The sequence below is a fragment of the Sorangiineae bacterium MSr11367 genome, from assembly GCA_037157805.1.
Taxonomy (GTDB): Bacteria; Myxococcota_A; Polyangia; order Polyangiales; family Polyangiaceae; genus Pendulispora; species Pendulispora rubella.
The window spans coordinates 9091992-9117705 of sequence record CP089983.1; the positions used below are offsets into that span (position 1 = coordinate 9091992).

Annotated in this window: 26 protein-coding genes; 14 read left to right on the forward strand and 12 right to left on the reverse strand. The window is 63.0% G+C overall.

All coding sequences use genetic code 11. The features are described 5' to 3' along the window. Window positions 1-5 precede the first annotated feature (5 nt). Both LVJ94_34730 and LVJ94_34735 read right to left on the reverse strand, forming a co-directional pair. On the reverse strand, window positions 6-263 hold the full coding sequence (locus tag LVJ94_34730; GenBank protein ID WXB02056.1) for a hypothetical protein: 258 nt from the start codon (window positions 261-263) through the stop codon (window positions 6-8). Between the two features lie 10 nt (window positions 264-273). Beyond that, the gene (locus tag LVJ94_34735) at window positions 274-492 is read right to left on the reverse strand and encodes a hypothetical protein (GenBank protein ID WXB02057.1); all 219 of its coding nucleotides are present in this window, start codon (window positions 490-492) and stop codon (window positions 274-276) included. A gap of 185 nt (window positions 493-677) precedes the next feature. On the opposite strand from LVJ94_34735, the gene LVJ94_34740 reads away from it, so the two are divergent. After that, window positions 678-1160, forward strand: coding sequence for a hypothetical protein (locus tag LVJ94_34740; GenBank protein WXB02058.1), 483 nt, complete (start codon window positions 678-680; stop codon window positions 1158-1160). A 37-nt stretch (window positions 1161-1197) separates the two neighbouring features. Here LVJ94_34740 and LVJ94_34745 read toward each other — a convergent pair whose 3' ends face one another. Then, window positions 1198-1671, reverse strand: a complete 474-nt coding sequence (locus LVJ94_34745; protein ID WXB02059.1) for a hypothetical protein — start codon at window positions 1669-1671, stop codon at window positions 1198-1200. Window positions 1672-1822: 151 nt separating this feature from the next. Between LVJ94_34745 and LVJ94_34750 the strand changes: the two genes are divergently transcribed. The 3 genes from LVJ94_34750 (at window position 1823) to LVJ94_34760 (ending at window position 4095) form a co-directional block, all read left to right on the forward strand. Further along, window positions 1823-2746 (forward strand): hypothetical protein, encoded by a 924-nt coding sequence (locus LVJ94_34750; protein WXB02060.1) that lies wholly within the window; start codon window positions 1823-1825, stop codon window positions 2744-2746. 157 nt (window positions 2747-2903) lie between these two features. Next, window positions 2904-3224, forward strand: a complete 321-nt coding sequence (locus tag LVJ94_34755) for a hypothetical protein (GenBank protein ID WXB02061.1) — start codon at window positions 2904-2906, stop codon at window positions 3222-3224. 163 nt (window positions 3225-3387) lie between these two features. Then, a complete protein-coding gene (locus LVJ94_34760; GenBank protein ID WXB02062.1) occupies window positions 3388-4095 on the forward strand; it encodes a hypothetical protein in 708 nt (235 codons plus the stop codon). Between the two features lie 53 nt (window positions 4096-4148). Here the strand turns inward: LVJ94_34760 and LVJ94_34765 are convergent, their stop codons facing one another. The 4 genes from LVJ94_34765 to LVJ94_34780 form a co-directional block, all read right to left on the reverse strand. Next, window positions 4149-4856: an SOS response-associated peptidase gene (locus LVJ94_34765; GenBank protein WXB02063.1), complete on the reverse strand. Its 708-nt coding sequence runs from the start codon at window positions 4854-4856 to the stop codon at window positions 4149-4151. 93 nt (window positions 4857-4949) lie between these two features. Further along, window positions 4950-5546 carry a hypothetical protein gene (locus tag LVJ94_34770; protein WXB02064.1) on the reverse strand — a complete coding sequence of 199 codons (597 nt, stop codon included), beginning with the start codon at window positions 5544-5546 and terminating at the stop codon, window positions 4950-4952. Between the two features lie 13 nt (window positions 5547-5559). Continuing rightward, window positions 5560-6600, reverse strand: a complete 1041-nt coding sequence (locus tag LVJ94_34775) for an AAA family ATPase (protein WXB02065.1) — start codon at window positions 6598-6600, stop codon at window positions 5560-5562. A gap of 164 nt (window positions 6601-6764) precedes the next feature. Beyond that, complete coding sequence (locus LVJ94_34780) at window positions 6765-7433, reverse strand: hypothetical protein (GenBank protein WXB02066.1); 669 nt, start codon at window positions 7431-7433, stop codon at window positions 6765-6767. Window positions 7434-7782: 349 nt separating this feature from the next. On the opposite strand from LVJ94_34780, the gene LVJ94_34785 reads away from it, so the two are divergent. After that, on the forward strand, window positions 7783-8058 hold the full coding sequence (locus LVJ94_34785) for a hypothetical protein (GenBank protein WXB02067.1): 276 nt from the start codon (window positions 7783-7785) through the stop codon (window positions 8056-8058). A 66-nt stretch (window positions 8059-8124) separates the two neighbouring features. On the opposite strand, the gene LVJ94_34790 is transcribed toward LVJ94_34785, so the two are convergent. From LVJ94_34790 to LVJ94_34805, 4 genes are all read right to left on the reverse strand, one after another. Beyond that, window positions 8125-8466, reverse strand: coding sequence for a hypothetical protein (locus tag LVJ94_34790; GenBank protein WXB02068.1), 342 nt, complete (start codon window positions 8464-8466; stop codon window positions 8125-8127). Between the two features lie 135 nt (window positions 8467-8601). Further along, window positions 8602-9225, reverse strand: coding sequence for a hypothetical protein (locus LVJ94_34795; protein ID WXB02069.1), 624 nt, complete (start codon window positions 9223-9225; stop codon window positions 8602-8604). Next, window positions 9222-10778, reverse strand: a complete 1557-nt coding sequence (locus LVJ94_34800) for a hypothetical protein (GenBank protein WXB02070.1) — start codon at window positions 10776-10778, stop codon at window positions 9222-9224. The genes LVJ94_34795 and LVJ94_34800 overlap by 4 nt, the downstream gene beginning before the upstream one ends. A gap of 3 nt (window positions 10779-10781) precedes the next feature. Beyond that, complete coding sequence (locus LVJ94_34805) at window positions 10782-11555, reverse strand: hypothetical protein (GenBank protein ID WXB02071.1); 774 nt, start codon at window positions 11553-11555, stop codon at window positions 10782-10784. A gap of 104 nt (window positions 11556-11659) precedes the next feature. Between LVJ94_34805 and vgrG the strand changes: the two genes are divergently transcribed. The 9 genes from vgrG (at window position 11660) to LVJ94_34850 (ending at window position 24961) form a co-directional block, all read left to right on the forward strand. Then, window positions 11660-13888 (forward strand): type VI secretion system tip protein VgrG, encoded by a 2229-nt coding sequence (vgrG, locus tag LVJ94_34810; GenBank protein ID WXB02072.1) that lies wholly within the window; start codon window positions 11660-11662, stop codon window positions 13886-13888. A 4-nt stretch (window positions 13889-13892) separates the two neighbouring features. Continuing rightward, window positions 13893-15161, forward strand: a complete 1269-nt coding sequence (locus LVJ94_34815) for a tetratricopeptide repeat protein (protein WXB02073.1) — start codon at window positions 13893-13895, stop codon at window positions 15159-15161. Then, a complete protein-coding gene (locus LVJ94_34820) occupies window positions 15158-16240 on the forward strand; it encodes a PAAR domain-containing protein (GenBank protein WXB02074.1) in 1083 nt (360 codons plus the stop codon). Before LVJ94_34815 ends, LVJ94_34820 begins: the two co-directional genes overlap by 4 nt. Beyond that, on the forward strand, window positions 16237-19746 hold the full coding sequence (locus LVJ94_34825) for a DUF6531 domain-containing protein (protein ID WXB02075.1): 3510 nt from the start codon (window positions 16237-16239) through the stop codon (window positions 19744-19746). Before LVJ94_34820 ends, LVJ94_34825 begins: the two co-directional genes overlap by 4 nt. Before the next feature lie 18 nt (window positions 19747-19764). Next, the gene (locus LVJ94_34830; protein WXB02076.1) at window positions 19765-20409 is read left to right on the forward strand and encodes an immunity protein Imm5; all 645 of its coding nucleotides are present in this window, start codon (window positions 19765-19767) and stop codon (window positions 20407-20409) included. A gap of 163 nt (window positions 20410-20572) precedes the next feature. Beyond that, window positions 20573-21679 carry a hypothetical protein gene (locus tag LVJ94_34835; GenBank protein WXB02077.1) on the forward strand — a complete coding sequence of 369 codons (1107 nt, stop codon included), beginning with the start codon at window positions 20573-20575 and terminating at the stop codon, window positions 21677-21679. Beyond that, the gene (locus LVJ94_34840) at window positions 21679-22461 is read left to right on the forward strand and encodes a hypothetical protein (protein ID WXB02078.1); all 783 of its coding nucleotides are present in this window, start codon (window positions 21679-21681) and stop codon (window positions 22459-22461) included. Before LVJ94_34835 ends, LVJ94_34840 begins: the two co-directional genes overlap by 1 nt. A gap of 34 nt (window positions 22462-22495) precedes the next feature. Beyond that, entirely contained in the window at window positions 22496-23071 is a 576-nt protein-coding gene (locus LVJ94_34845; protein WXB02079.1) for a sigma-70 family RNA polymerase sigma factor, read from the forward strand. Between the two features lie 291 nt (window positions 23072-23362). Continuing rightward, on the forward strand, window positions 23363-24961 hold the full coding sequence (locus tag LVJ94_34850) for a phage terminase large subunit family protein (GenBank protein WXB02080.1): 1599 nt from the start codon (window positions 23363-23365) through the stop codon (window positions 24959-24961). Here the strand turns inward: LVJ94_34850 and LVJ94_34855 are convergent. Next, window positions 24952-25710 carry a helix-turn-helix domain-containing protein gene (locus LVJ94_34855; GenBank protein WXB02081.1) on the reverse strand — a complete coding sequence of 253 codons (759 nt, stop codon included), beginning with the start codon at window positions 25708-25710 and terminating at the stop codon, window positions 24952-24954. The genes LVJ94_34850 and LVJ94_34855 overlap by 10 nt on opposite strands. Window positions 25711-25714: the final 4 nt, after the last annotated feature.

Genomic DNA, 25714 nt, shown 5'->3' on the forward strand with positions numbered 1-25714 from the left:
ATCGGCTACCACGGGATATCGTCCTCGTCCTCCGTCCCTCCGCCAACGAGTTCCGCCTCCTTCTCCAGCTGCTCGTAAAACGTGGCGTCGCGCTTGAGTGCCTTGCTGAAGGCCGCAGCCTTCTCGGAACCTTTCTCGGCTTCCACGCGAAAGCGCGATGGTTCGCGAACGAAGTGCACGCCATGTCGTTCCGCGAGTTGCTGAAGCCGGTGGGCCGTTGTGTCCAGCAGCGCGCCATCTCCGAACAAGAATGCTCTCATCATGATCTTTCCTCTATCGCCGCTGTTTGAGGCGCTTCTCCTCGTGTTCATCGGGCGCGACGACCAAAACCTCGAAGAGCCATGCCAGGCGGCCGTTGGCCGTTCGCGCCTCGCGGATCTCGACGGAATGGGTGAGGCCCATTTGCTCCGCGAGAAAGCCAATACGCGTGGCGAAACCTCCCACTGCGCCGGGGTAGCCTTTGGCCGGCTCGTTCTTGCGCCAGTACTCCATCGCGGTCGTTAAATACTATACGTCCGTTCAGGGTCAAGCTCGGCCGCTCGGTGAGAATGCAACTCCATGGAATCCTTCTCCTTCCATGTGAAGGTGGGTGCTTGTGTCCGAGGTAGCGCAACGCCCGCTGGGAACCGGCCGACATTCTCTCCGTGCACCGTCCATCCTCTTCGCGAGTCATCGACGTGCTCGCACGTCCCAACGACACCTTTGCCCGCGACCCTCGTGGTCGACCCCTGAGGGTCAATTCCGACAAGGCGACGCTGCGCATCGTGGGCTTCGCCGAGCAGCGCGAGCTCGCGCCGCCCGAAGCTTCCTCGCCGCTCTATTGGCTTCTCTCGCAGTACTCCGCCGCGGATGGAATCGACTTCGAGCTCCTGCGGGGCTGCCTTGAACGCGACGGACTTGTAGGGATGGGGGTCGTGGCGCAATCGTCCCCAGGCCGCGGCGCGGTGCTGTTGGTCCCTACGTCGTCGGGCTTCGCGCTGCATCCGGTAGCCCGAACGCACCCGACGGCGCCTTTCGAGACACTCTTCTCTCAACGGCCGCTGACGATGATCGTCGACGGTTGGTCCGAGAGGATTGCGCCGGCGCACGCACGCGCCGAGCGACGCCGACCTCGCGTTCACGCCACCGCCCTTTGGGGTTTGGATGGAACACGCAGCTAAGAAAGAGCACCCCTTGAGGGGTGCTCCTGCTCGCGGCTCAGGCCGCGCGCTTTGCGGCCATGCGCTCACGCAGCAAACTCACCCTGGCGCACCACGGCGCGACCGCGCCCGCGCACACGGGCGCGGCAACCGCAGCAATCCCTCGAACTCGCTCGCTCTTGGCGCGCACGATACCGCGGTCGAACCTGGCGAAGATTCTTTCCGCGTACCCGGCGCTTCGCTCGTCCAATGCGCGGAATTCTTCCCCGTAGTTCTCGAAGGCAGGGTACGAGGAGCGACGGCCGTCGGGAGTCGAGAGGCGCATGAATATGGCGGACGCAAGGCCCGAGGCGAAGTTCCGCGTGAAGTTCTCCAAGAATGCGCGCGTGCCTGGGCCGGGGTGCGTTTTCAGCGTGCGTGCCGCATGGTCGCGAATCGCACGCAGCAGCAACGACTCTTTCACCATCCGGAATGCCTCGTCCTCCAATGCATCCGATTCGTCCGTCGTATTGAAATTCATCGTGTGGTTCATGGTCTTCTCCTTTGGAAGAAGGACGAAGATGTCCTTCATTCGTCTTATTCCGGAATCGCACTCGTAATTGCCAGTCACCTCTCGCAGCGGGATCATGCAGGGCGGAATAAGAGCCATGACCGCGGCGAAACCGCCGCGGGAAGGAGGCTCCATGACATCCATTTCGACCCCCGACATCCGCGAGCTTGCTCGTCGTATTGCAGAAGAACTCCCTGGCCCCGGACGTTGGAAACTCAATAAACCCAAGTCGGACGAACAATATTGGGCAACGATTGAACGCGACATGGACGGCGCACAGCTCTGGCTCGAGATCGACCGTACCCACCGCCCTCCACGCGTCATCTTTCATCCGGAATGGCCGAAACCCCGCCTCGGCGATCCGGCCGTCGCACGCCCAAACCATGGCGTGCGCGGATCCGTCGCGTGCAGTGCCGCGCGCGATCCAGCAGCGATCGCGCGCGACCTCGAACGAAGGCTGATTAAGGACTTCACCGCAGCTTACCCTGCTGCCCTGGAACGGGTCCGCGCCGAAGAAGATGCTGCAGACGAAATCTGGCGTACGGCGCAGGAGATCGCACGTCTGCTTCGGAAAGAGCTACCTGACAGCAGTCGAGAGCAGCGGCAAAACGGCAGTGTGAATGTGGAATTCCATGGCAGCATGCAGGTTCGGCGAATACGTATCGACTGCAGCTCCTCCGGCGACATTGATGTGGAGCTAAGACTTTATGATCTCAGCAGGCAGACCGCTCTGCGTGTTTTGGAGTTCGTCGTATCCGCCGAGCAAACCAGCGTCACGAATGCTGCAACGCCAACGCCGGAGGTCACCCAATTCGCGGCGGATGCTCGAGGCGCACGCGCGTCCGGATTCCGTCACGAGGACCTTTGGGTCTTGGTCACGCCGTACGATGAGGAGCACAACGATCGAGCTCTCGACTACGCGCAGACCTTCGCGCGCGTGTGCCGGGACGCCGTGAACCGGGGGCTAACCCCGTACGCCCTCGGCGAGGAGGAGAGGAGAACGGAATGGTCGATGAAATGTTGCGAGAAAAATGGATCCATCGAACCGCAGGCATGATGCCGCACGAGGCGGTGGAATTCCGTCCCAATAGACGCTTCAACCTCTACATTCGAAATGACCCGGAGAAAGCCATGTCTACGGACCTATTCTTGGGCGACCTCGATCAGTCAATCGTAACGCGCAAAGCGCGCGACCGGGCACGAAGGCGGCCGGCATGACGGCGCGCACCAAACCCGCGAGCGAAGCAGAGCCGAAGGTGTTGCCCGAGCCTCGTCGAGACGGACAAAGTGCAGACGACGACTTCTGGCGAGAAAAGTGGACCCATCGCATCGCAGTCATGCATCGAGAGGAGCTTGAATCCCTGCTGCGGCATTTTGATCGAAGGGGAGCGTCGCGCGGCGCACTTCGCGAATCGCACACCATTGGCCGGCAGGTCGTCCGCGAACGCCTTGCCGAGCTTGACCGACGCAAGCGTCACCGTGCACTCGCAGAGCGCAAACCCCAGGAATCACCCCACTCCCGAAAGCTCTCTTGAGCATGTCTGACGCTTCAACCCGACCGCCTCGAAAAGATGTCAGGACTTCGGTATGAGGATGGCCTCGCCTTTCACCCGCGCGCTCATCGCAGCCGATACGACCAGTGTGCGCCCTATCGCCATAGCGATGGGTCGACGAATATGAAAACATCGGAGAATCATCATGGGAAGAGAAGTTCGCCGCGTGCCACTTGATTTCGACTGGCCGCTCAACAAAGTTTGGAAAGGCTTCCTCTGCCCCTACAGGTCCGCGCACTGCGTGGCCTGCGGCGGCACCGGCCTGAATCCTGCGACGAAGCAGATCTCGGACGACTTCTACGGCCTTGCCAAGCCCAAGCGACGATGGGTCAATGCGATTACGCAGGACGAGGTCCAAGCGCTCGTGGACGAAGACCGTCTCGGTGCCTTCACGCACACGTTCGTGCAAGGGCAGTACGTAAAGAAGGACCCGCCTTACGTGCCGACCGCGCGCGAGGTTAACGCATGGTCAAGGCAGGGCCTCGGACACGACACCGTCAACCAGCATATCCTGGTTCGTACGCGGGCCAAGCGTCTGGGCGTTTATGGCCTCTGCGAAGTCTGCACCGGCGAGGGGGAACTCTGGCCGGACGACGATACACGTAAGAAGGCCGAAGCCTGGGAACCGGAGCCGCCACCGCCTGGTGTGGGCTGGCAGCTCTGGGAAACGGTCAGCGAGGGGAGTCCCATATCCCCCGTATTCGCGACATCAAACGAGCTGGTCGACTGGCTCTGCGCCAACGGTTACACGCGACGGGGTGCCGTCGAGCTGTGCGAGGTCGGGTCGGCGCCTAGCGGCATCCTGAAGGTCTACGGTACGCCCAAAAAACCGGTCAACCTCAATGAAAACTAGCCCGCCCGCTCCACCGTGGAAACCGGCCTGGTTTGCGCATTAGGAGTGGGACGTCAAAAGAGGCTGCCCTGCCCGGAATCATCCGCCTTGGACGCCCGCTTTCGTGCGGGCGTCGTCGTTCTGGACATGCCGTGATCGCGGGCGTACTCCACCGGATCTTCGATGCGAGCCTCGAGGGCTTCGGCCATCCCTTGTTGCTCGCGCCGCAGAACCTCGAGAAGGTCCGCCGTCCTCGCGTTGCCGTCAACCCACACACCGAAGTGCGCCGCGCCGACGAGAATGGGCATTCTGTCGTGAATCGGGGCGAACGCGCCGAGCGCAGGCTGCGTCAGCATCGTACAGCTCTCGACGACCCCACCATCGGACGTGACCGCCCGATCGCAGAGCGCGGCCAGCGCAAAGAGCTCGCCCTGGCGCGCGCGCAACGCGTAGGCCGTGCGCTTCGTCCCCTTCGGACCCTTCCACTCGTAGCACGCCCCAAAGACGATGAGCCCGCGCTGCCTCGACGCGAGCGCCCCGCGCGCGGCGGTCTCGGACCGCACCCAGATCACCGGACCCCGGCCCGCGCCTTTATCGCGCCCCCACCGCATGCCGTCGAGGCGAAGGCGCTGATCCTGGCGACGGACGACGGGAACCGAGTCCGTGGGCGCAAGATTGAGCCTTGGCGCCGAAAGATCGTAGCCGATCGCCAGATCGTCCAGGTGCGCGAAGGTCTCCCGAATTTTCTCCGTGCTGTAATCGACGTTCCCGCGGCCACACATGGGACTTAGTTCTGCCACATCGCGGATGGTGACGCACGTCGCTCCGGCCGGTATTAAGTCACGGGTACTTCGAGCTTTCGCCACCCTCGCGACCTACACACTCAAGAATATCGCTTTTCCAACGGCCTCGAGAAAATCAATTGCGCGATTTACCATTATTGGATCGATCGGCCAACGAGTTCCGGGGAAGGAGGGATCTCCGTCCGCCTCGTGCGCAATCTTGTTCCGTCGGTCGACTATCAGCTGGAGTTCCTTCTTGATATCCGTCGGTGACTTTCCCAAATGGCTCCCCACAGAATTCCAGAGGGACACGGACGATATCAATCGAATAGCGTCCGCCACTTTGTCTGGAGTTTGAAACGACAAAAAGGAATGTTTTCGTCGTATTTCGGCGTCTAACCAATCAAGAGTACTTGCACCAGCTGACAGTTGTACCGACTCAAAGGAGACCTGAAACCGTTGAAATGTGTCGACGACCGTCCGTTTCCCTGCGGCGGCCTCCAGCATCCCTAGACGGGTAAGTTCATGAACCAGCGTGTCGAACGCGCTAATAGCCAACACAATTTGCGCCCGCAGCAAATCAGATACATCCAAGACAGCCGTCGTTGTTGACGTGAGTGACGCGTGCAATCCTCCCAGGAGGCGCACTCTCGTCAGATTCTCCAAAAATTGGTCCAAGACCCGCTGCACGACCGTCTTCCGCCTAAGACGTCAGCCCAATAACCCTGTCGGCAAGCTCGGAAAACAATGCCTTAAACGCATTGCGATTTTCGATGGTTTTTCTAAGGACCACGCCACCTCTCTTTATTTGTTTCTTTGTTAGAGCAAACACAGGAGTCCGCGCCTTTTGCGATTTTGCAATTAGTGTATTAAAATCGGGGATGAGAGCCAAGTTTCGTGACAAATCGAGCCCAACACGGTCACACTTATCCTGTGCCACAAGCATTCCCCCGGGCGTCAGGGCGGGCAGAAGCTTGGCCCCAACCGCGCCGTTAATCTGATTTATCCAACGTTGAAAGTCGACTGTCGGGCGGCCGTCGCGAGGTCTATACTTAGATATAATGGTTCCCAAAAACCGCGGCACCTTAGTTGGGAAAGCATATGCTGCGGTCCGGAGAACCGGAAGTTGATGTGCTCTCTCGGCCCATCCCCACCACTTGGGAATCACGGAGGCCAACGAATCGATCGCCAAGAGCGAGAAGAAGTCGGGCGAACACGGTATCAGAAAATAGTCACTCGTCATGAGGATATTCTGATTAATCGAACTCAAACTTGGATTCATATCCACAAAAACGTAATCAGCCTCCATTTCCGCGGCCGTCATATCAATCAGATGAGATATTGCGCCGGGCAAGTTCTTTAGGGTCTGAATCGATCCCGTGAGCTCCTGCGCAATTCCGAGCGTAACCTCATACTCGGAAAGCGCGAGATGTCCTGGAAGCAGCTCAAGCCCGCTGCGTTTCGGAACCTTAACGCGGGCTACGGCGGATAAGGGGACAGGTTGCGACTCGAACGCGGGTGCGAGCCCTGCCTTGAAGTTCGCTGTGGCCTGCGTTTGGTAAAAATTTTCAAACTCCGAGGCCCCCTCGTAACCCAACACCAGCCCCGTTAGATTGCATTGAGGGTCTGCGTCGACCATCAGCACCCTCTTTCCTTTTCTTGCAAGCATCCACGCTAGATGAAGGGTTGTCGTTGTCTTGCTGACGCCACCCTTGTGATTGAACATCGCGATTCTGATCGCCAAGTTGGGTTCTCCCGTTGGAAAGCGAGTACGACGATATCACGGGAGGTCCCAAGGTCAGATGTGGTACCGGCGCTCAACTGTGCGAACCGGCGCGCGTGCACTCGACGCACATGCGGTAACGTCGCCGGACAACGCCTCAGCTCCAAATGTCGCAGGAGGTACTCTTATGAGGCCGAGGGGGATGAGACAGAGAGGTCGCTTGCTGCCTCCGCATCGATGAACATCTCTTTCCGCAGCAGATTCACAAACTGACTCAAGGCGGTCATCGCGCGCCCAAGTGCGTCGGGGTCATTCTTATGAACCCAATCGTTGTGCGCGCGCGAAACCTGCCCAATGAATTCTGTCAAGGACGCTGCGGTATTAGTCTCGAAGAAGATCTCCCAGTCGGCCAACACCGCGATGTATTCCGTGATTCGTTCGTGGAACAATCGTCGGTCCTCAGGACTGTTGATGCGACCGTTCAGCGCTGCGCGAAAGAGTGGCCGACCGGCCTCCAAGAGCTTGATGGCCGCCTCGACCCTCTTGGCCGCAACCTGTCGGCGGATTTCAGCGCCAAGACCAAGGGTTATCTTGAACGATTCCATGCGCCGCTGCGCTTCTTCTCGCTCCTTTTCCAGCAGCCTGGTGAACTCCTGCCGCTGCTTCTCGAGTTCACGCTCCCACGCTTGCCTCTCATCGGCGAGCAGTTTTGCATGCGCCCGGCTTAGCGCCGCCAAGGCTTGTTCACGGGCTACATCGACAGCTCTGCCGAGCGTACCTCGAACCCATGCAAAGATTCCTCCGCCTACGAGCAGCGTCACAACCCCATTTGAGGCCAATTGCCAGATGTCCACGTGCCTGAGCGTAGAGGATTAGCGGTCATCCTCGAAGGGCCCGCGCGTTGCCTGAGCCGCCGGGCGTCTCAAAGTGACGCCCTCTGCCCTCGACCCAATGTCAAATTCCGCGTGGCACGTTCTGGCACGCGGAATGTCGCGTAACTCGCGTTACGTCACCGCGTCACGTCCCGTGCCGGCTCCCGCCCTCGCGCCTTCGCGCCGTGCCCCCCGACGCCCCCCACGCGCGCACCGCGTTCCGGCCCGCATCGCTACCCTCCGCGCTTTCTCGTCCCGCTTCCCATGGTAACCTCGGCGCTCCGCCGGCGCACCCCATCTCCGGCGTGGTACGCCCTCGGCCCTGACCCCCATGCCGCCGCCCGATCTGCACAACTACTTGCGCTGGCTCGCTCGACGCCTCGCCGACGATGCCGATGACGGCCTCGAGCCGATTGTCCTGCGCGCGCTGGAGACGTTCGGCCAGCCGGACTTCGTCCCTCGCGCGACCGAGGCGCTCGCGCGCATCGTGCAATCCGGTCCTGCCGCGCTCGGGGCTGCGCAAGAGGCGCAACTGCGCGATATCCTCGCCCGCCTCCTCGCGGGGCTCGCGCCGCTGCCCGACGGCTCGCCCCACGAATCCAACTGACGGCTCGGCGCCCGGCCTACCGCCGCTTCCCGGACGTGGGCGCCCAACCACTCGTGCGCACGCCGCTCACGCGTCACCGGCCGACCCCCGCGCAAACCCCACGGCGGCCGCCCGCGCCATCCGATCGAGCTCCGCCTCCTCCTCCTTCGTCAGCGCCATCAGCGCGCGCACGCGATCCTGATTCGCCCAATCCGCTTCGTCTTCCAAATCGGCCATCACGCTGTCGAAGCGGCCATCGGGCAGCGCGGTTTGCACCGCCCAGACCATCCCGGGCTCGCCCCCCTCCTCCGGGTGCGGCATCAGCACCACCACCAGGCGCAGCGCCGCCCCCTCGTCGAAGGTTGCCAGGTGCACGCCCGCGCCACGCACGGCCGCCAGCGTCGTCGGTTTGGCAGCCAACACCATCACGTCCATGGTTCGAGGCTCTCATGACGGAAGGCGGCTCGCAAGCAGGCGATCCATCGTGCCCACCCCACGCGCGAGGCTGCCACCCGCGGGCGTCGCCCGGCGACCGCATCCGCCGACGTCCCTCCTGCCGAGCCGCTAGGGCCGACCGGTGCGCATGGGCGTCGCGTCGCCTTCGCCGCTCGAGCGATCACGGAGCTCGGGAAGATCCTGGGACATGCAGGCGTCGGCGCACGTGCTCTTCATCAGGCCCCGCACGGCCTGGTACGCGGCCCGCGCCCGCGGGTTCGTCAGCCAGGTCTGGTGCGACAAGGCCACCTCGCACTCGAAACCGTGGAGCGAAAGGACCGTGAACTCCTGCCGCTCGTGCGTCGCCTCGGTGTTGGCGAGCTCGCAAATTCGATGTCGACGCAGAACCTCTTCGACGTCGCGAACCGCCTGCAGCTCGATGCGCCCGACCCACACGCGCGCCCCATCCTGGAACACGGCGGTCCCATCGTCCTCCACGTAGAACGAGGCCGCCGGGGGCGGAGTGACGGCCGCCAGACGGATCCAGGGATCCTTCGTGAGGGGTGGCACGATCGTGCGTCGCGTTCCCGCCTCCGCATCCCGCAGATCGTACGCCTTGCCTTCCCGCAGCGGTCCGGCGTGGGTGCCCCCATCCAGGGCGACCGGTGCGGCCGCGTCCACCGCCGCCGCAGGTTGCGGCGACGTGCGGCACGCGGGCGCGAGCAGCGCCACGAAGAGCCACGGCCATCTCATCGGCGCGGGGACCAAATGCCATAATAGCCGAGGCCCGTCGTCGTGAAATCGTAGGTGGCCTTTCCCGCGCTCGTCTCCAGCATCACGCTTGGCCACAGGTACGAATGGGAGTCGTGAAGGTGCGACGGGATCTGATCCGGGGCGGCATAGAGTTCGAACACGATCTCGCTCGGCGTTCCATGGGCGGCGATGTCCAAGGTTTGCGCACCCCGATTCATCCCGATGACGGCGTGCTGGGCGCGCGAGGACACGCTCGCAAACAGTTCTTCGAGGAGCGGTTGCTCCGGGTAGGTCGGCCGGATGTGGATCCAGCGCATCGTTCCCCGCACGATGTGCCCTTTGGGCACGGTGAGGGTCACGCGGTAGACCCAACCAAGCTGGTAGCGCGCGACCAGCCGATCGTCGAGGTTGGCGCTGGAAACTTCCTGGAACGTCTGCCCATCCGGGGAGGACTCCAACTTCAGACGGAAGGGCGGCGGTTTGTCCCGGATCTCCTGCCGCCCGGAGTGGCTGGACAGAAAACCGTAATAGCTAAAGGTGTCCGCCGTTGTTTCCACGCTCGTGAGCGGCTTGAACTGCGACCAGAGATCGAGGCGATCCCCGAGGGCTTCCTTGTGCACGATCGCGGCCCACTTCTGCGTTTGGTTGGCCGCCCGCCACGCGTCGAGAAACGGCTTCTTGTCTTTGAGGTGCTGGAAAAACCGCTGCGCGATGCTGACCGACGAGTCTGCCCCCGGGGAGGCTTCTTCGTACGCCAAGATCCCTCGCACGTGCGGATGGCTCTTGGCGAAGACCCGCGCCCAAAGGACCCACGTGGCCGCGTTGATCGTGGAGCACTGCGCAAGCACAATCCACTTCGGCCCGGCAAAGCCACGCCCCTCGGCCGCGTATCGACCCACCGAAAAATAGACGCTGGGGGTATAGGCCGCGCGCGCCTCGGGCGGGCTCGCCAACTGCCAGCTCACGATGCTGTTGCCGCGCGCGAAGCCTCCGAGCCATCCATGCGAGCTAAAATACAGAAGGTCCGCGCTGTAATGGACCGCATTGGACGACGCGGGCCCCCCCGGCAATTGGGGAATCACCTGCGTTCCGCCGGCCCCTCCGAACTCCAGCTCCACCTGCGGCCGCAGAAAGAGATCTTGCGTATACCGTGCGCTTTCCTCGGCCGCCGTGTGGCGACCTTTGGTTTGGATCTCGGCGCTCCAGTCGCGAATGCCATCCGGATCGAGTTCACCGGTCTTCGGATCCCTACCCGGGTACGTGATCCAGAACGCATCCTTGCCGTAGGCGTTTCTCCCACCCGGACAGACGACGGCGATCTTCTTGCCGCCAGCCTCGACCAGGCAGATCGGAAGAAAGGGATGCGCGGGATCGTGCAGGCGCTGGGGATCTTTCTTCGCGCGCGCGAGAAACTCACCGTACAGGTTTCGCCACCCCGTGTTCTTTTCGAGTTCCGCGCCGAACGCCGCGCTGTCCACGGCGTCCGTGCCGTCGATGAGAACGTAGTAGAAAAACTGGGGCGCCACGGCGGTGATCCCCTCAAACTTGGCCATCGGCTATCCTCGCGTTCCCGCCCGGAGATCGTTGGTCACGGCGGACTGGATGGCGGCCTTCGTGGCGTCGTCGAGTTTGCCCGTGAGGGTGAGGTCTTTGTGCGCGGCTTGGAACGCCAGAACGGCCCGCCGCTCGTCGGAGCCGAAGCCCAAGTTCCAAAGGTGCGCCACGTAATCGCTTTCCGTCACCGTCTCGGGCACCACCATGATCTCCCGCACGAACTCCACGTCCGATCCGGCGGGCTTGTACGTCACACGAATCATGTGTTGCCGTTTCGGAAGACGCTGCTCCAGGAGCCCGCCGCCGCCGGTCATCTTGTCCCGAACGATCTCACCGGTCGAGAGCTCCAGCTTGTAGGCAACGTTCTCGCAGGGGCCGTGCCTCTCGTCGTGCAGGCGCATCTTGTAGAGGAAGGTCTCGTCGTCCTGGCGGGCCGAATCCTCTTTCTTGAAAGGGTCCTCTTTCTTGAAGTTGGCGACCAATTGGGGCGCCGGCAACCGAAGCGCCACGAGCTCCCGGCGCTCGAAGGCCGCCGCGATCGCGCGGCAGACGGCTTCATCCTGCGCACGATGTGCAAAGAGCACGTTCTCCGGGGCGGCGCCCGTCAGGGCGGCGTGGAGCTCGAGCAACGCGATCCGATTCCCGCTGTGGCTGAGCCAGCGGGCGACGTCCCACGGCGCAATCGACTCCGGAGAAGATCCCGCGTACTCGCGCACGTCCTCGCTGCGCACGAGCAGCATGGGACCGAGCGGTTCATGCACAAGCCAACCAGCCATCAAGGGCCACGAGGATACATGTGCCCGCGCGCCCATTCCATCCCTCGGTCGTTGCACCTTTTATCTCGGCCCCCCGTCCATCCGCGAATATAGGATGAGGCGCCATGCAGAACCTGATGTCGATGTTCGAGGGTGCGGTCGACACGATCTCGTTCAAGCTCAAAGCGGGAAAGTACGGCGAATCCGCGTTGGTCGTCGCCGGCTTTCGCGCGAATGAAAAACTCTCGCAACTTTTTCGCTTCGATGTCGACGTGGTCGTCGACCCCGACGTGATCCCCTCCCTCGACGATACCCTCGGTGAAGACGCCGAGTTTCAGATCCTCCGCGACGACACCCCCCTGCGGACCGTGCGCGGGATCGTCGAGGAGGTGACGCCACGCCGCTCGACGGATCGGCAGCGGCTGATCACCGTCAAGGTGGTCCCGAAGCTCGCCGAGCTGCAATACACCGCCGATACGAAGATCTTCCAAGACATGCCCGTTCACGACATCGTGGCCGAGCTGGTGAAACCCCACAACATCGAGCTCGAATGGCGCTTGGACCGCCGACCAGAGCCACGCCCCTACCGCGTCCAGAAGGACGAAACGGATTACGCGTTCTTCTGCCGAATCCTCGCAGACGCGGGGATCTCGTTTCACTTCGCATCCGACGAGGCCAAGGTGATGCTCGTGAACAGTCCCAAGGGCTACGCGCCCATCGATGGAGAGCCCGAGCTGCCCTATCGGGAAACGGGGGGGGCGGTCACCGTCGACCACGTGGGGAGCATCGTCCGGGCTCGAGGCCTGCGCCCCGGTTCGGTCGTCATGCGGGATTATGATTTCAAAAAGTCGCGAGGCGATCTTACGGCGCGCAGCGAAGTCGAGGCTCCTCACACGGGCGAAAACGCCCCGAAACGCGAGGTATTTCTTTTCCCCGGCGACTACACGGATGCAACCGAGCCGGGAAAGACGCTCGCGGCCATTCGACTCGAGGAGTCGCGATCGACGGCGATCGCCTATCACGGTCAAAGTTCCTGCATGCGTCTTCAGGTCGGTCGCAAGTTCACGGTCCAGCAGCATCTTGACGACACCTTCAATCAGGAGCTGCTGGTCACCGAGCTGAGGTCGAGCGGCCAGCGGGCGGGCGTCCTCGCCGATACCGGCCAAGGCGGTCAGGCCCCGGGTTTCACATGCACGTTCATGGGCATTCCCAGCAAGACGCGGATCCGTCCCGAGCGCCCCCCGCAACCCTACGCGCCGTCGGAGTCGGCGCGCGTGGTGGGGCCAGAGAAAGGCACGCCCTTCGTCGACGAGTTCGGACGCGTCAAGGTCCAGTTCTTTTGGGATCGGGAAGGCGAATGGAACGAGAAGAGCTCCTGCTGGCTTCGCGTGATGACGCCCGCGGCAGCCGCCAATCGCGGCATCTGGTTTCCGCCGCGGGTCGGCGACGAAGTCATTGTCCATTACCTCAACGGTGACATCGATCGGCCGTACGTGGCGGGAGCCATCTACAACGCGCAGGAATCGCAGCCCCAAGTCCTTCCCAGCGATGCCTCCAAGAGCACGATCAAATCGCTAACCATTCCGGGCGGAAAGGGGTTCAACGAATTAACCTTCGAGGATCGCGCCGGCCAGGAAGAGATTTTCCTCCACGCGCAGAAGGACCGAAAAACCGTCGTCCTTCACAATCATGCGGAAACGGTGGGCGCGAATCAGACCAGCACGGTGGGCGCCAACCAAAGCATCACGGTCGGAGCCAATCGGTCCGTCACCGCGGGCGCCAATGAGACGATCGACATTGGAGCGCATCGCAAAGAAACCGTCGGCGCAGGCGAGGACGTCACGATCAAAAAAGGCCGCTCCCATCTCATTGAAACCGGCGACGACACGTTGGAAGTCCTGGTGGGCAATCGGAACGTCAAAGTTCAGTTGGCCGACACGCACCACGCACAATCGAAGGTCGAAACCATCGACGTCACCTACGAGCTCAAAGCCGGCCAGTCGATCACCCTTCACCATCCCGGAGACGCCAAGTTGGTGCTCGAGGCGGGCGTGGCGACCGTGACCACCACCAGCAAGATCGTGCTCTCGAACGGAGCGAGCTCCATCACACTGGACGCTGGCAAAGTCTCCATCTCTGCCGACGACGAGGTCGTGATCGGAGCAGGAAAGGCATCCATGTGGCTCAGCAAGGATGGAAGCATCGGCATGAAGGGGCCCAAGTCCGTCGAAGCCGCCTCGGCCTCCAGCGCGCTCAAACTTGAACCTGCGAAGGCAACGCTGACAGGCCCGATGACCGACGTGGTGGCCAAAGCCATCGCGAAGGTCGTGGGCGCCCTCGTAAAAATCAACTAACCCCATGAAAGCGTTAATCCACGATCTCGTGGGCCGCTTGCGCGGCTTCGTCGAGCAAGACGACAAAGGGCTTCTGGTCGTCGAAGCCAACGACGCTTCGAATGGCCTCCTGATCAAGATGCTCGACACGATCGATCAGGAAGGCGCGGATGTGCATTGGGCCTTTGCCGATGACTTCGGCAATGCCATCACGTTTGTGGATGCCGTCGCGTATCGCGTCTACGTCCGGCGCGAACTGGCCAACAAAGCCCTCGCCAAAGAAGCCAAGCCCCCTTGGCCGGACCTTCCGCGCGAAGCCAGCGATCGCTCCAACCCGCCGGTACAGCGGATGCGGGCGCTGATGCTGTACGCGCGCGACCTGATTCCCGATCTCGAGACGATGCACCTCGTATGGGTCCTGTTCCCGGCAAGTATTGCCGATCCGGCCGGGTATCGGGCGTTCGTGCTCGAGCTCATGACGCACGAGTTCCCCGTGTGGTTTCATCACATGCGCGTTCTGGTCCGCGATGACGTCGCGCGGCCCGCGCTCCGCGATGTTGCGAGCGTGATGCATGCGGCGGATTGGTGCGCGCCCCCACTCGGTCCCGACGATATCCGAAAGGCCCTCGAAGACGAGGCGGCCAACAAAAACCTCCCGCTCGACGAACGGGTCCAGGCCGTGCTCACACTCGCGGGCATCGACTACGCGCACGCGCGCCTGCCAGCCGCCCTCGAGAAATATCGCCTGGCCAGCCGCTACTACGCAAAGACGCACCAACATGCCCTGCATGCCCTGGCCATCAATGGTATGGGCGAAGTCTATGCGCGCGGCGGGGACGCCGAGTCGGCACGACGGCACTTTGAATCCGCCCTGACGCCGGCGCTGTATCGTTTGGGCCAGGAAAGCGACCCCGGACGCGTGGATGCCGCCCCCGTGCTGCTCAACGTGAGCTTGAACTTGGGTAATCTCTATCTATCGCAACGACGATGGTCGGAGGCTGGTTCGTACTACGAGCGCGCCCGCGATATTGCCCATTCGATGCGCAACGTTCACGTGAAGATCCAGTGCATCGAGAACATCGGCGCGTGCCACTACGAACTCGCCCAGTACCCCGAAGCCGCAATGGCGTGGGATGAAGGGACCGCGCTCGCGCGCGCCGTGCAGGCGGAGGAGCACTTGCGCGCCCTCCTCGAGCGGCAGCGCGCGGCGTACGACAAGGTCGGCGCCACCGATCGCCGCGACGCTATCGAGGCGGAGCTCCGAAATCTCGGGCCATCCGGGAGCCGATCATGAGCGACGATCCGGTTATCCAAGCGCTCTCCCTGGCGGTCGACGATGTGAGGGAGACCGATCATGTGGCGGCGGTTACCGACGCCGCCCGAAACGCGGTCGACCCCGGATTGTACGGCGCCGCGCTCGGAGAAGTCGTGAGCAATGCCGTTTCGCCTCTGCGCTACCAATCGCAAGCGGACCGCGGGCCATCCCCCGCCCCGGGCGAAGCCCCTCCGCCACCCCCGAACCCCGTCCGCAAGCTCGCGGAGGCGGCGGGCGGGCTGATGGGTCTACTCGGATTGCCTTTGGAGCTCATGAACACGGGTTTCGCGATGGTCACCGCGCCCCTCGCCGCCCTCTATCCCTCATTGCCGGCGGTCACGTTGGGTTGCCTCTACGTGGGGCCGCCGCATGGTCATCTTCACCCACCGAGCTTCACGCCGCCTGCCACGCCGGCGCCGGTTCCACTCCCCAGTCTTGGTCCCGTGCTCCTTGGCTGCACCCCCAAGGTCGCCATATGTGAATTGCCCGCGGCGCGCGCGGGAGATCTCGGCCTCGCCGTCACGTGCTGCGGCATCATGCCGATGTTCGAAATATTCATGGGAAGCAGCAATGTCTTCTTCGCGGGTATGCGCGCCGCGCGGATGGGGGACCTCGCGAAGGCGTGCCTCCCGAGTACAGGGGGTCCCATCCGGGGACTCGCACGCGCGATGATGATCGCCGGCGCTGCCGTTGGCGCGGCCGGCGTGGCCGCCGATGCCATGGATGCGGCCGAGGGCGTCGGCGGGCCGGAGATGGCGGCTGCCTCGGCGATGGCGGCGGGGTTCGACGCCGCGGCGCTGGCCGTCGACACGGCCGCACAAGCGCTCGCCGCGGCGATGGGCAAGGACGCCGCGGTCCCTCCGTCGATGGGCGTCATGATGGTCGGAATGCCCACGGTGCTCGTGGGTGGCTTCCAAATGATCAACTTTCCCGACCCCGTCATGTTGTTGCTCGAGAAGCTGATGAAGCGCCGCAAGCCCAACAAGCCCGAGGCCAAAGACGATGACAAGGAGGGTACGGTTGGCTGCACAACCTGCCCCACGGGCAAAGCACCGTGAGCGTCGACGTCATCACCGGAGCGGTGGTCGATACGACGAGGGATGTGTGGCTCGAGGCGCCCACACCGTTTGCATTTCGACGGCACTACAGCAGCGCGAACCACGACCGGGACCGCGGAATCGGTTGGGGCCATACCCATGGTTTCGATTGCAGCCTTCGCGTTTCGATCGACAATGGCATCCGCTACACGGGATTCGACGGCACGAGCGTCGCGTTTCCGCTCTTGATGAGCGATGGGGCGCGCTCGGCGCGGCGCGGACACGTCCTTGAACGCGTGACCGCCAATTGGTTTCGGCTGCACCAGCCGGACGGCGACGTGCTGGAGTTCGAGTTCTTTCGAACATCGCAGCCGGCGCGCCTTGCCGCCGTATCGCGTCCCGAAGGCACGACCAAGCTCTATTACGACGATGCCGGCCTACTCGCTTATTGCACGGATTGTCTAGCACGCACGATTCGCGTCGAATGGGTTTATTTGCCCGACCCCCATGGGCGAGTTGCACCAACCCCGCATGTCGCGTCATTGGTGCTGGTCCCGCCGATCGCGAGCGATCCGACTGCCCCGCAGCGCACCCTCGTTGCCTACCAGTACGACCCCCATGGTCGCTTGGTGGGCGGTGTCGATGCGTATCGCCATTCCTTCGTCTTCGAGTACGACGCGCAGACGCGCCTGTCGCGCCGCCTGGATCAACGTGGATATGCATTTGTCTACGAATACGATTCGACGGGCCGCTGCATTCACTCCGGCGGCGAAGACGGCGTTGACGAAGTCCGGCTCGAATACCTCCCGGGCGTAACAACCCTCGTACGAGCCGACGGTGGCCCCTGGGTCTACGAGCACACGAGCGGTTTCCTGGAGCGCATTGTCGACCCATATGGCGGTGAGCATCAGCGCGTCCTCGATGCCGAGCAGCGCTTGCTTGAAGAGACCGATCCCGCAGGTCGAACCCTCGTCACGCTTCGCGATCCGAACGGAAAGGCGGTCGCCCGCCGCGACGCCAAGGGACAGGTCTGGCCGCTGGGAAAGTCGCCCGCGGAGCCCGGCCACCGCGTCGCGTCGACGGCGCGCGAGTGGGAGTACGGCGGAATCGTGCCGGCGACCCACGGTCTTCCGATACGCCGTTACATGGAGCTCGACGGCCTGCCGCGCTTCGCAGTCAGCGCACTTTCGCCTCCCTCATCGGGCGACCCCTTCCTCGACATTTCCGAGCGGTGGAGCGAGTCAACCGTGCGCGACGTGAACGGACTTCGGCTCTGGATCCAGCGCGCCGACGGCTCCCGCCGCTCCTGGAGCTACGACGCCAATGGCCTTCCCTCGCGCTTCACGGATTTCGACGGCGGGAGCTGGCGCTTCACGCGCGCGTCTTGGAATCATCTGCGCGAGATCACCGACCCACTTGGCGCCGTCACCGAGCTCCTGCATTCGCGTCGCGAGGAATTGCTTCGGGTCGTCGATCCGAGCGGCGTCACGAGCGAATACGCATGGGACTTGCGAAACCGCCTTGTGGGTGTCCAACGAGACGGTCGCGTGCGCGAGACGTACGCGTACGGCTCCGACGACGAGCTCGAAGAGAAGGTCGACGCACTCGGCAACTGGCTTCTTCGCTGGAAACGCGAAGACGAAGGCCGAAAGGTCACACTGTCCGTTGCAAGCGGCGAGACGCACCATCTCACCTACAGCGCGGCTCGCCGTCTCCGGTCCGCGAGGGTGGAGACGGCGGACGGCCGACAAGACCAGTACGCCTTCGCGCAGGATCACGAGGGGCGGCGACTCCTGGACACGCGCAACGGGATGGGCGTGCAGCGGCGGTTTGAGGGCGCTCGCCTCGGCGAAGTGCGCGTGCTTGACCGTTTTGTATCCACCTACGCGTGGAGATTTCGGGACCGGTGCGAGATCGTGGATCCAACGGGTGCACGCCACCAGATCCACCGCTGCCGGGGTGGAATCGTTCGGCGAAAAATGTCGAACGGCGCCTCCGAAATCACCCAGTTTCATCCTCACGGACATTGCCTCGCCAAGCTTGTCTACTTCGACGAGAACAAACGGTGGGAGCGGTACTTTGATCGCTCGGGGGAGGCCGATGTCCTGGCCATCCGAGACAGCGCGCGAGGTGTCACGCGATACACCTACGATGCGGCGCATCGTCTGGACACCGAGATCTTGCCATCGGGCGTGAAACGGACCTTCACTCACAGCCCAGGCGGAGACCTCGTGGCCGCGCCCGGCCTTCAGAGCGTCAACACACACCGCCATCGTCTTCTCAGCGCAAACGGCTCGGACTTCGAATACGATCATCGCGGACACATGTGCACGCGTCGTGCGCCGACGGGTGCCGTGCATTTGTGTCGCGACGCCCTTGATCAATTGGTACTCGTCCACGGCGCAGGCTGGGGACGTTGGACGGCACGATACGATGTTCTTTCACGACGCATCGAGACCAACTTCAACGGGCAGTGCACGACCTTCTTCTGGGACGGCGATCGCCTCGCGGCGGAGGTCCTTCCTGGAGGGATGACGCGCGTCTTCGTGTACGCCGATGAGGTGGCGCTCGTGCCGCTCATGTTTGTCGACTACCCGGACCGCCATGCAGACCCGAAAGACGGTGTCCGATATTTCGTATTCGCGAACCACTTGGGTGCGCCCGAGATGATTCAGGACGATGGCGGAAACGTCGTCTGGCGCGCGCGCTATGAGGCCTATGGAACAGCGCACGTGGAGGTCGGAGCCGACTTCCACCAGCCGCTACGGTGGGCGGGCCACTACTTTGATGCGGCGACAGGGCTCCAGTATTGCCGTTTCCGGTACTACTCACCGGAGTTGGGCCGGTTTATCGAAACCGATCCGGACGGCATTCGCGGTGGCTTCAACCTGCATGCGTACGCCGCCGAAAGCAATCCGCTCCGTGATGTCGACGTCCGAGGCCTTGGCTGCAAAGACGGTAAACCGGGGGAGGAAGACGAGGAGGGTAGACCGAAACGAGAGTCGACCAACAAGGAGAAAGCTCTGCCCGCCGAGGATGATCTGCAGCAGAGGATCGCCGCATCACGATTGGCGGAGCAGCGAGCCACGCAGGCAAAGAAAGACCGAAACGAAGACAAGTGCTTCTCCGCGGACGGGCCGGAAGCCGACCTTACCAAGAGCGGATGGAAGCATGAGGATGGGAGCGGTGTTAAGAATGTGAGCACCGACGACGTCCGGAAACAATGCGACAAGAATGGCCATACGCTGACGAACGGCGGCGCCAACGATCATGGTGAGCACGGCCGATACTTTGCAAGCCATGCTGAGAAACAGCAGGCCGTAGCGGAGCCGGGTGCCCCGCTCGGCGTGACCCATCCGATGTGCCCCGACTGCCAAAAGTTCTTCCGCCAGCAAGCCCAGTACATGGGCAAGCCGCAGGTGGTCACGGATCCCAAAATGACTCGCGTGTTCAATCCGGACGGAACGGTCACCATGCACCACCCCGATGGTACAACCACCACCGACCCCAAATTCAAACCCTTCTGACGAACGAGGATTGTCGCCATGAACCCTGCCGAACTTGAAGAGGCTGTAGCCGCCGGCGAGGCAGCGCTGCGCGCTGCGTCCGATGGAGCCCTCCCACTGCAGCATCGCCGACAAATATGGCTCGCCCTGGGACCGGTGGAGCGGCAAGGCAACCTGGTCCTCGTTGGCGAGGGCGCCATCCGACGCTCGTCGCTTGCAAGCGCTGCGGTCGCGCGTGTACTTCCGCTGTGGCGCAGCAAGTGGCCGAATGAGACGACACCCGAGAAGCTGCTCTCCAGCGTTGGGGAGTACATCGAGGGTCGTCTCGGGCGGGATGACGCCATCGCGTTGGCGGATGATTTTTTTGCCACCCTGGAGGGTGAGTATCCTTTGGAGGATTCCGTCACCTCCGTGGGCCAAGCAGCGGTTATCGCGCTTAAGACCCCGATCTTCGAGCGCGGACTCGATCCCGAATACGCGCACTGCAAGGCTGACGATGAGCTCGACCCCTGGGGCTGGGACGCAGCCTTTGCGGCGTCGATCGCAGCGGCCGAGGGCGCGCCTTGGGAGCAAGCGGGATTGGCCGACCGCCGTCGCGACTTCTGGCGGTGGTACCTCCAGCAGGCTCGTATGGTCGCCGCCGAGCCCTTGCGCTGGACCTCCCCCCGCCTTCACGGGGGATAGCGCGACGCGAGCCAGTCAAGACGTGTCGGCCCACGCACCCGGCGAGGGCTCGCTGTCGCAGTCATCGCAGGGCGCGTTTCACCACGCTCCGTGCTCTTTGGCGATGTGGCTCGGCATGTGCGCGCCCTTCCTATAGGGAAATGGTGGCCCGTATCCACGGGCCATGGCGCGCCCCCACGTTCTGCTCTTCTATCGCAATTTCAATTCCCAGGAAAACCCGGATTGCCAGTGCCATATAGGCCTCGGGGTCGGAGCACTCCACACCACGAATGTCCTTCGTGAACACGGCGTTGATATCCACCCCTACGGCGTTTGGACGCCGGCACAAATTCGAGACCGCTTGCGCGCGCACCCGGCCTGCTCGCACGTGGTCATCGAGGCTCCATGGGTGCCTATCCCCGAGCTCGAGCGCCTGCTCGGCGAGTTCCGGAACGTTCGGTTCGCGGTGCGCTCGCACTCGAACATGTCATTTTTGCAGGTGGAGGCGGGAGCGATTCGCGATATCCGCCAGGGACTCATTCTCGAGTACAGCGTCCCCAATTTCGATATCGCCGCCAACACCAAACATCTTCAGCACGTGTTGGAGCAAGGCTACGCCGGCCGATGCCTTTACCTCCCGAACCTGTACGACTTCGAGCGCCCGCGGCGCCGCCGCCCCACCGCGCACGACCACCGATTGCTCCGCATTGGGAGTTTTGGCGCACTCCGATTGCTCAAAATGCGCACGGCCGACGCGACGGCGGCGATGCTCATCGCGCGCGACCGCAATTGCGATCTCGAGTTTCTCATCAGCGTGGAACGCGTCGAGAACGGCAAGGGCGTGCTCGACGCCCTTCGCGCGATGTTCGCCGGCCTGCCCTGGGCGCATCTCAAAGAAATCCCCTGGCAACCGTGGGGACAGTTCCGCCACACCATTGGCCACTGCGATCTCCACATCCAACTTAGCGCCACCGAGACCTTCAACATCACGTCCGCAGATGCCGTCGCCGAGGGCGTCCCCTGCCTCGTTAGCCCCGCGATCGAATGGATGCCTCCTCAGTTTCAGGTTCACGCCGACCGAGCCGAAGATGCGGCTCGGGTCGGCAGCCAAATCCTATCCAGCTGGAGTGCTCCCGATGAGCAACGGGATGCCCTCGAAGGCTACGTGGACGATGGCGTCGACCATTGGCTTGGCTACTTCGGGACCAAGCGCAAGAAGCCGTACAGGGCGACGCCGCCGACTCGCAATCCCCTCCCGCAGCGCGGCCCGGTGCCGCCGTTGGTGCGATAGTGGCGCCCCGCGGCGAGTACGTGGCGCCTCGGACCACGCCCATCGATCACGAATCCCTTCGAACCGCCCTTTCGCGCGCGTGGTCCGAGTTGGACGGCACGGAGCCAAACGCCGAAGGCGTCAGCCTTCTTCTCGCGCAGTCCGCGATCGAGACCGACCACGGCCGAAAGTCCAAGAACTGGAACGTCGGGGGCGTCAAGGCGGACGGCGCCGAGCTGTACACCTACGCGGCAACGCTGGAAGTTCTGCCGCGCAAAGACGCAAACGCCGCGCTTGCGCGCTCAAGCCCCGGCGCGCCCTGCGAGCTCGCCGCCGACGACGGCGGCCCGATGATGACCCTCCGCTTCCTTCCCAACCATCCTGCGTGCGCCTTTGCCGCGTACCGAACCCTCGACGAAGGCGCTCAGGGGTTCGTGGCGCTGCTCGCACGTCGATACGTCTCGGCATTGGAGTGCGCGCGCCAAGGGGACGTTGTCGGCTACGCCGAAGGCCTGAAGTCCCGCGGATACTTCTCGGGCAACCTGGACGCCTATCGGCGCAACCTCGAGTCCCTCGTCGACGGGTACCGGCCTCCGTGCCTGGCGACCGAATGCGAGATCGCGTCGGCGCTCGGTCGTCTCGGTTTCTGGCCCGCCGACAAGCTCAAGACGGCTGTGCGAAACTTCCAATCGGTACCCGAGCACCATTGCGTGGTCGACGGCGTCGTCGGGCCGCAAACGCGGCACGCGATTCGCGCCGCGCTCGCCGCCCTCGAGGCCACGCCGACTCCCCCCATTGGCTAGCGTGGGAGGTACTGCCTACTCGGCCCCCTCGCCGTTGCCCGGTTCGACAACGCCGAAGGTGCCGCACCTCGATCCTTCGGTCATCGCGCGCGCCGTAGCCGGCGAACGAAGCGCGCTCGACATGCTCGTTCGGACACTCGCGCCGCATGTCGACCGGCACCTTCGTCGCTTCCCCTTGCTCGAGGAGGACCGCCGCGACGTGCTGCAAGTCACCCTTCTGCGCGTGGTCCGGTGCATCCACTCCTTTCGCGGCGACTCGGCGTTCTCTACCTGGCTCTTTCGCCTCACGGCCAACGAGGCGCTCATGCGTTTGCGATCCGAGCGCCGCTTGCGTGAACGCTTTGTGACGGGCCTCGAAGTCCACGAGCTCGAGGCGCTCTCCGCTTCGAAGCGTCCGTCCGACCACGCCCCCTTCGTCGCGGCGAGCCCCGGGCAGGATGTGCGTCGCGCACTCGCCGACCTATGCGACAGCGATCGCGGCGTTCTCGTCGCCCATCACATTCTGGGCCTCGGTTTGCAGGAGACCGCGGAACATCTGGCGCTCACCGAAAGTGCCGTCCGCTCCCGGCTTCACCGCGCGCGAAAGCGTTTGCGGACCTCGCTCGAATGACGCGCGGTCGGCCCGGATCCCGCTCCCCAGGCGTCCCAGATGATGAGCATGTGCGGTATCCTCGAGGCTCTCTGGGGATTCACTGCAGCCCGCTCCTAGTTTCGTGGCTCATTGAGCCGCGAAGACCAGGACGCAGCGTCGACTCCGACCACCCTCGAGGACGAAGACGCGGCGGCGTGGATTTCGGAGCCCGAGCCCTTCGACGAAGCGTTCAATGCCCCGCCCAAGGCACGTGACGTCTCCCACGTCTCGCGAATTCGGCCGTCGGACTTTGCCGCGTTCGCGTTCCGCATGCCGCGCGAGGACGGCCTCGGGTACGAGCCGTTTTCGTTTGCAGGCAGGCGCCACATGCGGCGCATTTACGACTCGCCTTCACGCCGCATCCTTCTCTTTTGCGCGCGCCAGGTCGAGAAAAGTACGCTTCTTGGCAATTCGGCCATCACGCATTCATGCTTGGTTGCCGGACATCGAACGCTGTACGTCAGCCCGTCGGCGACGCAAACGAAGACATTTTCGGTCGACCGCATCAAGGAACCGATGCAGACGAGCGAAGTCCTTCGGATGTTCGTCAGTTCCGCGCTGGCGCAAAATGTTTTCGAGAAGCAATTCAAGAATCTCAGCAAGATTACGCTGAGATACGCGTTTCTCAACGCCGACAGGACCCGCGGAATCCCGGCTTGGCGCCTTCTTCTCGATGAATTTCAAGACCTATTGCCAGATAATATTCCGATCATCGAGCAGTGCACGAGTCACGCGCCCGAGCGATGGAAAGCTTACGTATATGCAGGTACGCCGAAGAGTCTCGACAATGTGATCGAATACTACCGCGCGCAACACTCGACTCAGGGTGAATGGGTCGTCCCCTGCGACGCCCATGGGGGTGAGGGCGGGCGTTACTGGAATATCCTCGGCGAGAAGAATATTGGAAAGAAGGGCCTGATATGCGAGAGATGCGGCGGGCGGATCGACCCCATGCATGCGGCCGCCCAGTGGGCGAACATGGTGGCCGATGCTCCGTTCGAGAGCTTTCGAATCCCGCAGTTGATGGTGCCATGGAAATCGTGGGCCGAGATTCTATTAGACTACAAACGATATCCGAGAGATAAATTTTACAACGAGGTTTTGGGGGTCTCGTTCGATTCGGGGCTTCGCCCGCTCACCAGTGCGGATCTGATGCTCTCGTGCTGCGCTGACGTTCGGATGTCATCCGAGGCGCTCGAAACGTACCGTGCTTTATCGGCCGGTCAGGCCATCGTTGCTGGCATTGATTGGGGGACGGGCGAGAACTCCTTCACCGTGCTTGCATTGGGTACCTATATTACGACCCGCTTTCGCATTTTCTACCTCCATCGATTTGACCGTGATGAGGTCGATCCTCCCGTTCAGATGGTGAAGATTATTGAAATGCTCCTCTACTTTCGCGTCGCGATTTGCGGGACGGATTATGGAGGGGGGTTCGACCGAAATGACCAGCTCGTGCGCAAGTTTGGGCCGCAGCGCATCCAAAAGTACCAATATTTTGGGCGCATGCGGCGCAAGGTGGAGCACGATCCCAAGCTGCGACGCTGGAAAGTTTCGCGTACCGAGGTGATGTCGGACATCTTCAACGCGATCAAGCGGCAGCAATTTGAGTTTCCGCGGTGGCCCGAATTCAAGGAGCCGTTCGCACAAGATATGCTGAATATTTATAGCGAATACAATGTGTCGCAGCGCATGACGCAGTACTCGCACCGGCCGGATAAACCGGACGATTCCTTTCACGCGATCCTATATTGCTTTCTGGCATCGATGATTCTGGTCCCAAGGCCCGACATCATCGCGCCCCTGCGCGAGGACCGAAATCGAGGTGCGGTGCGGTCGTCGTACAGCGGGCCCGTGTATCAGGGTTGAGGGCGGGAACGGCGTCGCGCTCGTTTGCGGCGGGCCGGTTTCGTCGTGTGCGCGGCGAGCCGAAGGAGGCGCTCGGCGAGATCGTCGCCCACCATACGGTGCGCGACTCGAATGCCGTATTTCTGGCGGCAGTAGAAATAGGCCACGCGCCGAAGGTGGTCGCGCGCGAGTGCAAGGTGGACCCATGCATGTAGCCGCCCCTCCTCCGCGCCACCTCGGGGGCGCATGGACACCTCGGCGCGTGCGGAGAGCCTCGCCCCGAGGTCCAGAAACACCTTCCAAGGCTCATTGCAATGGAGGACCTGTGCGATCCACCCGAGATAGGCCTCATCAAGGTCCAGGAATCGGTCAGCCCACGCGCGAAGTTCACGCTCCGGTATCGGGCCGTCCTCTTGGATCGCGGCTTCGGCCTGGCTCGAGAGCTCGCAGGCGGCCTCGATCGTCATGTCGAGTGGTCTTCGCGTCAGCCCTGCCAGAGTGCGGAGCTCGCGGACCTCGTCGGCAAGTCGCCGGGTTGTCGCGAGCGCTTGCTGGGCCAACAGAATGCCGGTGGCGACGTCGGTCCTTGTTCCGCGAAGGGCGGCGAGCGCCGAGATCTCCTCCAACGGAAAGTACGGTTTTCGGCCTTCATAGCGAACCTGGACAATGCCTTTGCGCACCCAACCACGCAGTCCGTTTTCGGACAGATTGAGCATGGCCGTGGCTTCCTCGACGGAGACCCAGCTGCTTCCGATGTTTTGGGCGGCCATGGTA

Excerpts from the sequence above, each read along its gene's own strand:
- LVJ94_34730 (WXB02056.1), bottom strand. The coding sequence starts at position 263 with ATGATGAGAGCATTCTTGTTCGGAGATGGCGCGCTGCTGGACACAACG.
- LVJ94_34735 (WXB02057.1), bottom strand. The coding sequence starts at position 492 with ATGGAGTACTGGCGCAAGAACGAGCCGGCCAAAGGCTACCCCGGCGCA.
- LVJ94_34745 (WXB02059.1), bottom strand. The coding sequence starts at position 1,671 with ATGAACCACACGATGAATTTCAATACGACGGACGAATCGGATGCATTG.
- LVJ94_34750 (WXB02060.1), top strand. The coding sequence starts at position 1,823 with ATGACATCCATTTCGACCCCCGACATCCGCGAGCTTGCTCGTCGTATT.
- LVJ94_34755 (WXB02061.1), top strand. The coding sequence starts at position 2,904 with ATGACGGCGCGCACCAAACCCGCGAGCGAAGCAGAGCCGAAGGTGTTG.
- LVJ94_34760 (WXB02062.1), top strand. The coding sequence starts at position 3,388 with ATGGGAAGAGAAGTTCGCCGCGTGCCACTTGATTTCGACTGGCCGCTC.
- LVJ94_34765 (WXB02063.1), bottom strand. The coding sequence starts at position 4,856 with ATGTGTGGCCGCGGGAACGTCGATTACAGCACGGAGAAAATTCGGGAG.
- LVJ94_34785 (WXB02067.1), top strand. The coding sequence starts at position 7,783 with ATGCCGCCGCCCGATCTGCACAACTACTTGCGCTGGCTCGCTCGACGC.
- LVJ94_34795 (WXB02069.1), bottom strand. The coding sequence starts at position 9,225 with ATGAGATGGCCGTGGCTCTTCGTGGCGCTGCTCGCGCCCGCGTGCCGC.
- LVJ94_34800 (WXB02070.1), bottom strand. The coding sequence starts at position 10,778 with ATGGCCAAGTTTGAGGGGATCACCGCCGTGGCGCCCCAGTTTTTCTAC.
- LVJ94_34805 (WXB02071.1), bottom strand. The coding sequence starts at position 11,555 with ATGGCTGGTTGGCTTGTGCATGAACCGCTCGGTCCCATGCTGCTCGTG.
- vgrG (WXB02072.1), top strand. The coding sequence starts at position 11,660 with ATGCAGAACCTGATGTCGATGTTCGAGGGTGCGGTCGACACGATCTCG.
- LVJ94_34815 (WXB02073.1), top strand. The coding sequence starts at position 13,893 with ATGAAAGCGTTAATCCACGATCTCGTGGGCCGCTTGCGCGGCTTCGTC.
- LVJ94_34820 (WXB02074.1), top strand. The coding sequence starts at position 15,158 with ATGAGCGACGATCCGGTTATCCAAGCGCTCTCCCTGGCGGTCGACGAT.
- LVJ94_34830 (WXB02076.1), top strand. The coding sequence starts at position 19,765 with ATGAACCCTGCCGAACTTGAAGAGGCTGTAGCCGCCGGCGAGGCAGCG.
- LVJ94_34835 (WXB02077.1), top strand. The coding sequence starts at position 20,573 with ATGGCGCGCCCCCACGTTCTGCTCTTCTATCGCAATTTCAATTCCCAG.
- LVJ94_34850 (WXB02080.1), top strand. The coding sequence starts at position 23,363 with ATGCCGCGCGAGGACGGCCTCGGGTACGAGCCGTTTTCGTTTGCAGGC.
- LVJ94_34855 (WXB02081.1), bottom strand. The coding sequence starts at position 25,710 with ATGGCCGCCCAAAACATCGGAAGCAGCTGGGTCTCCGTCGAGGAAGCC.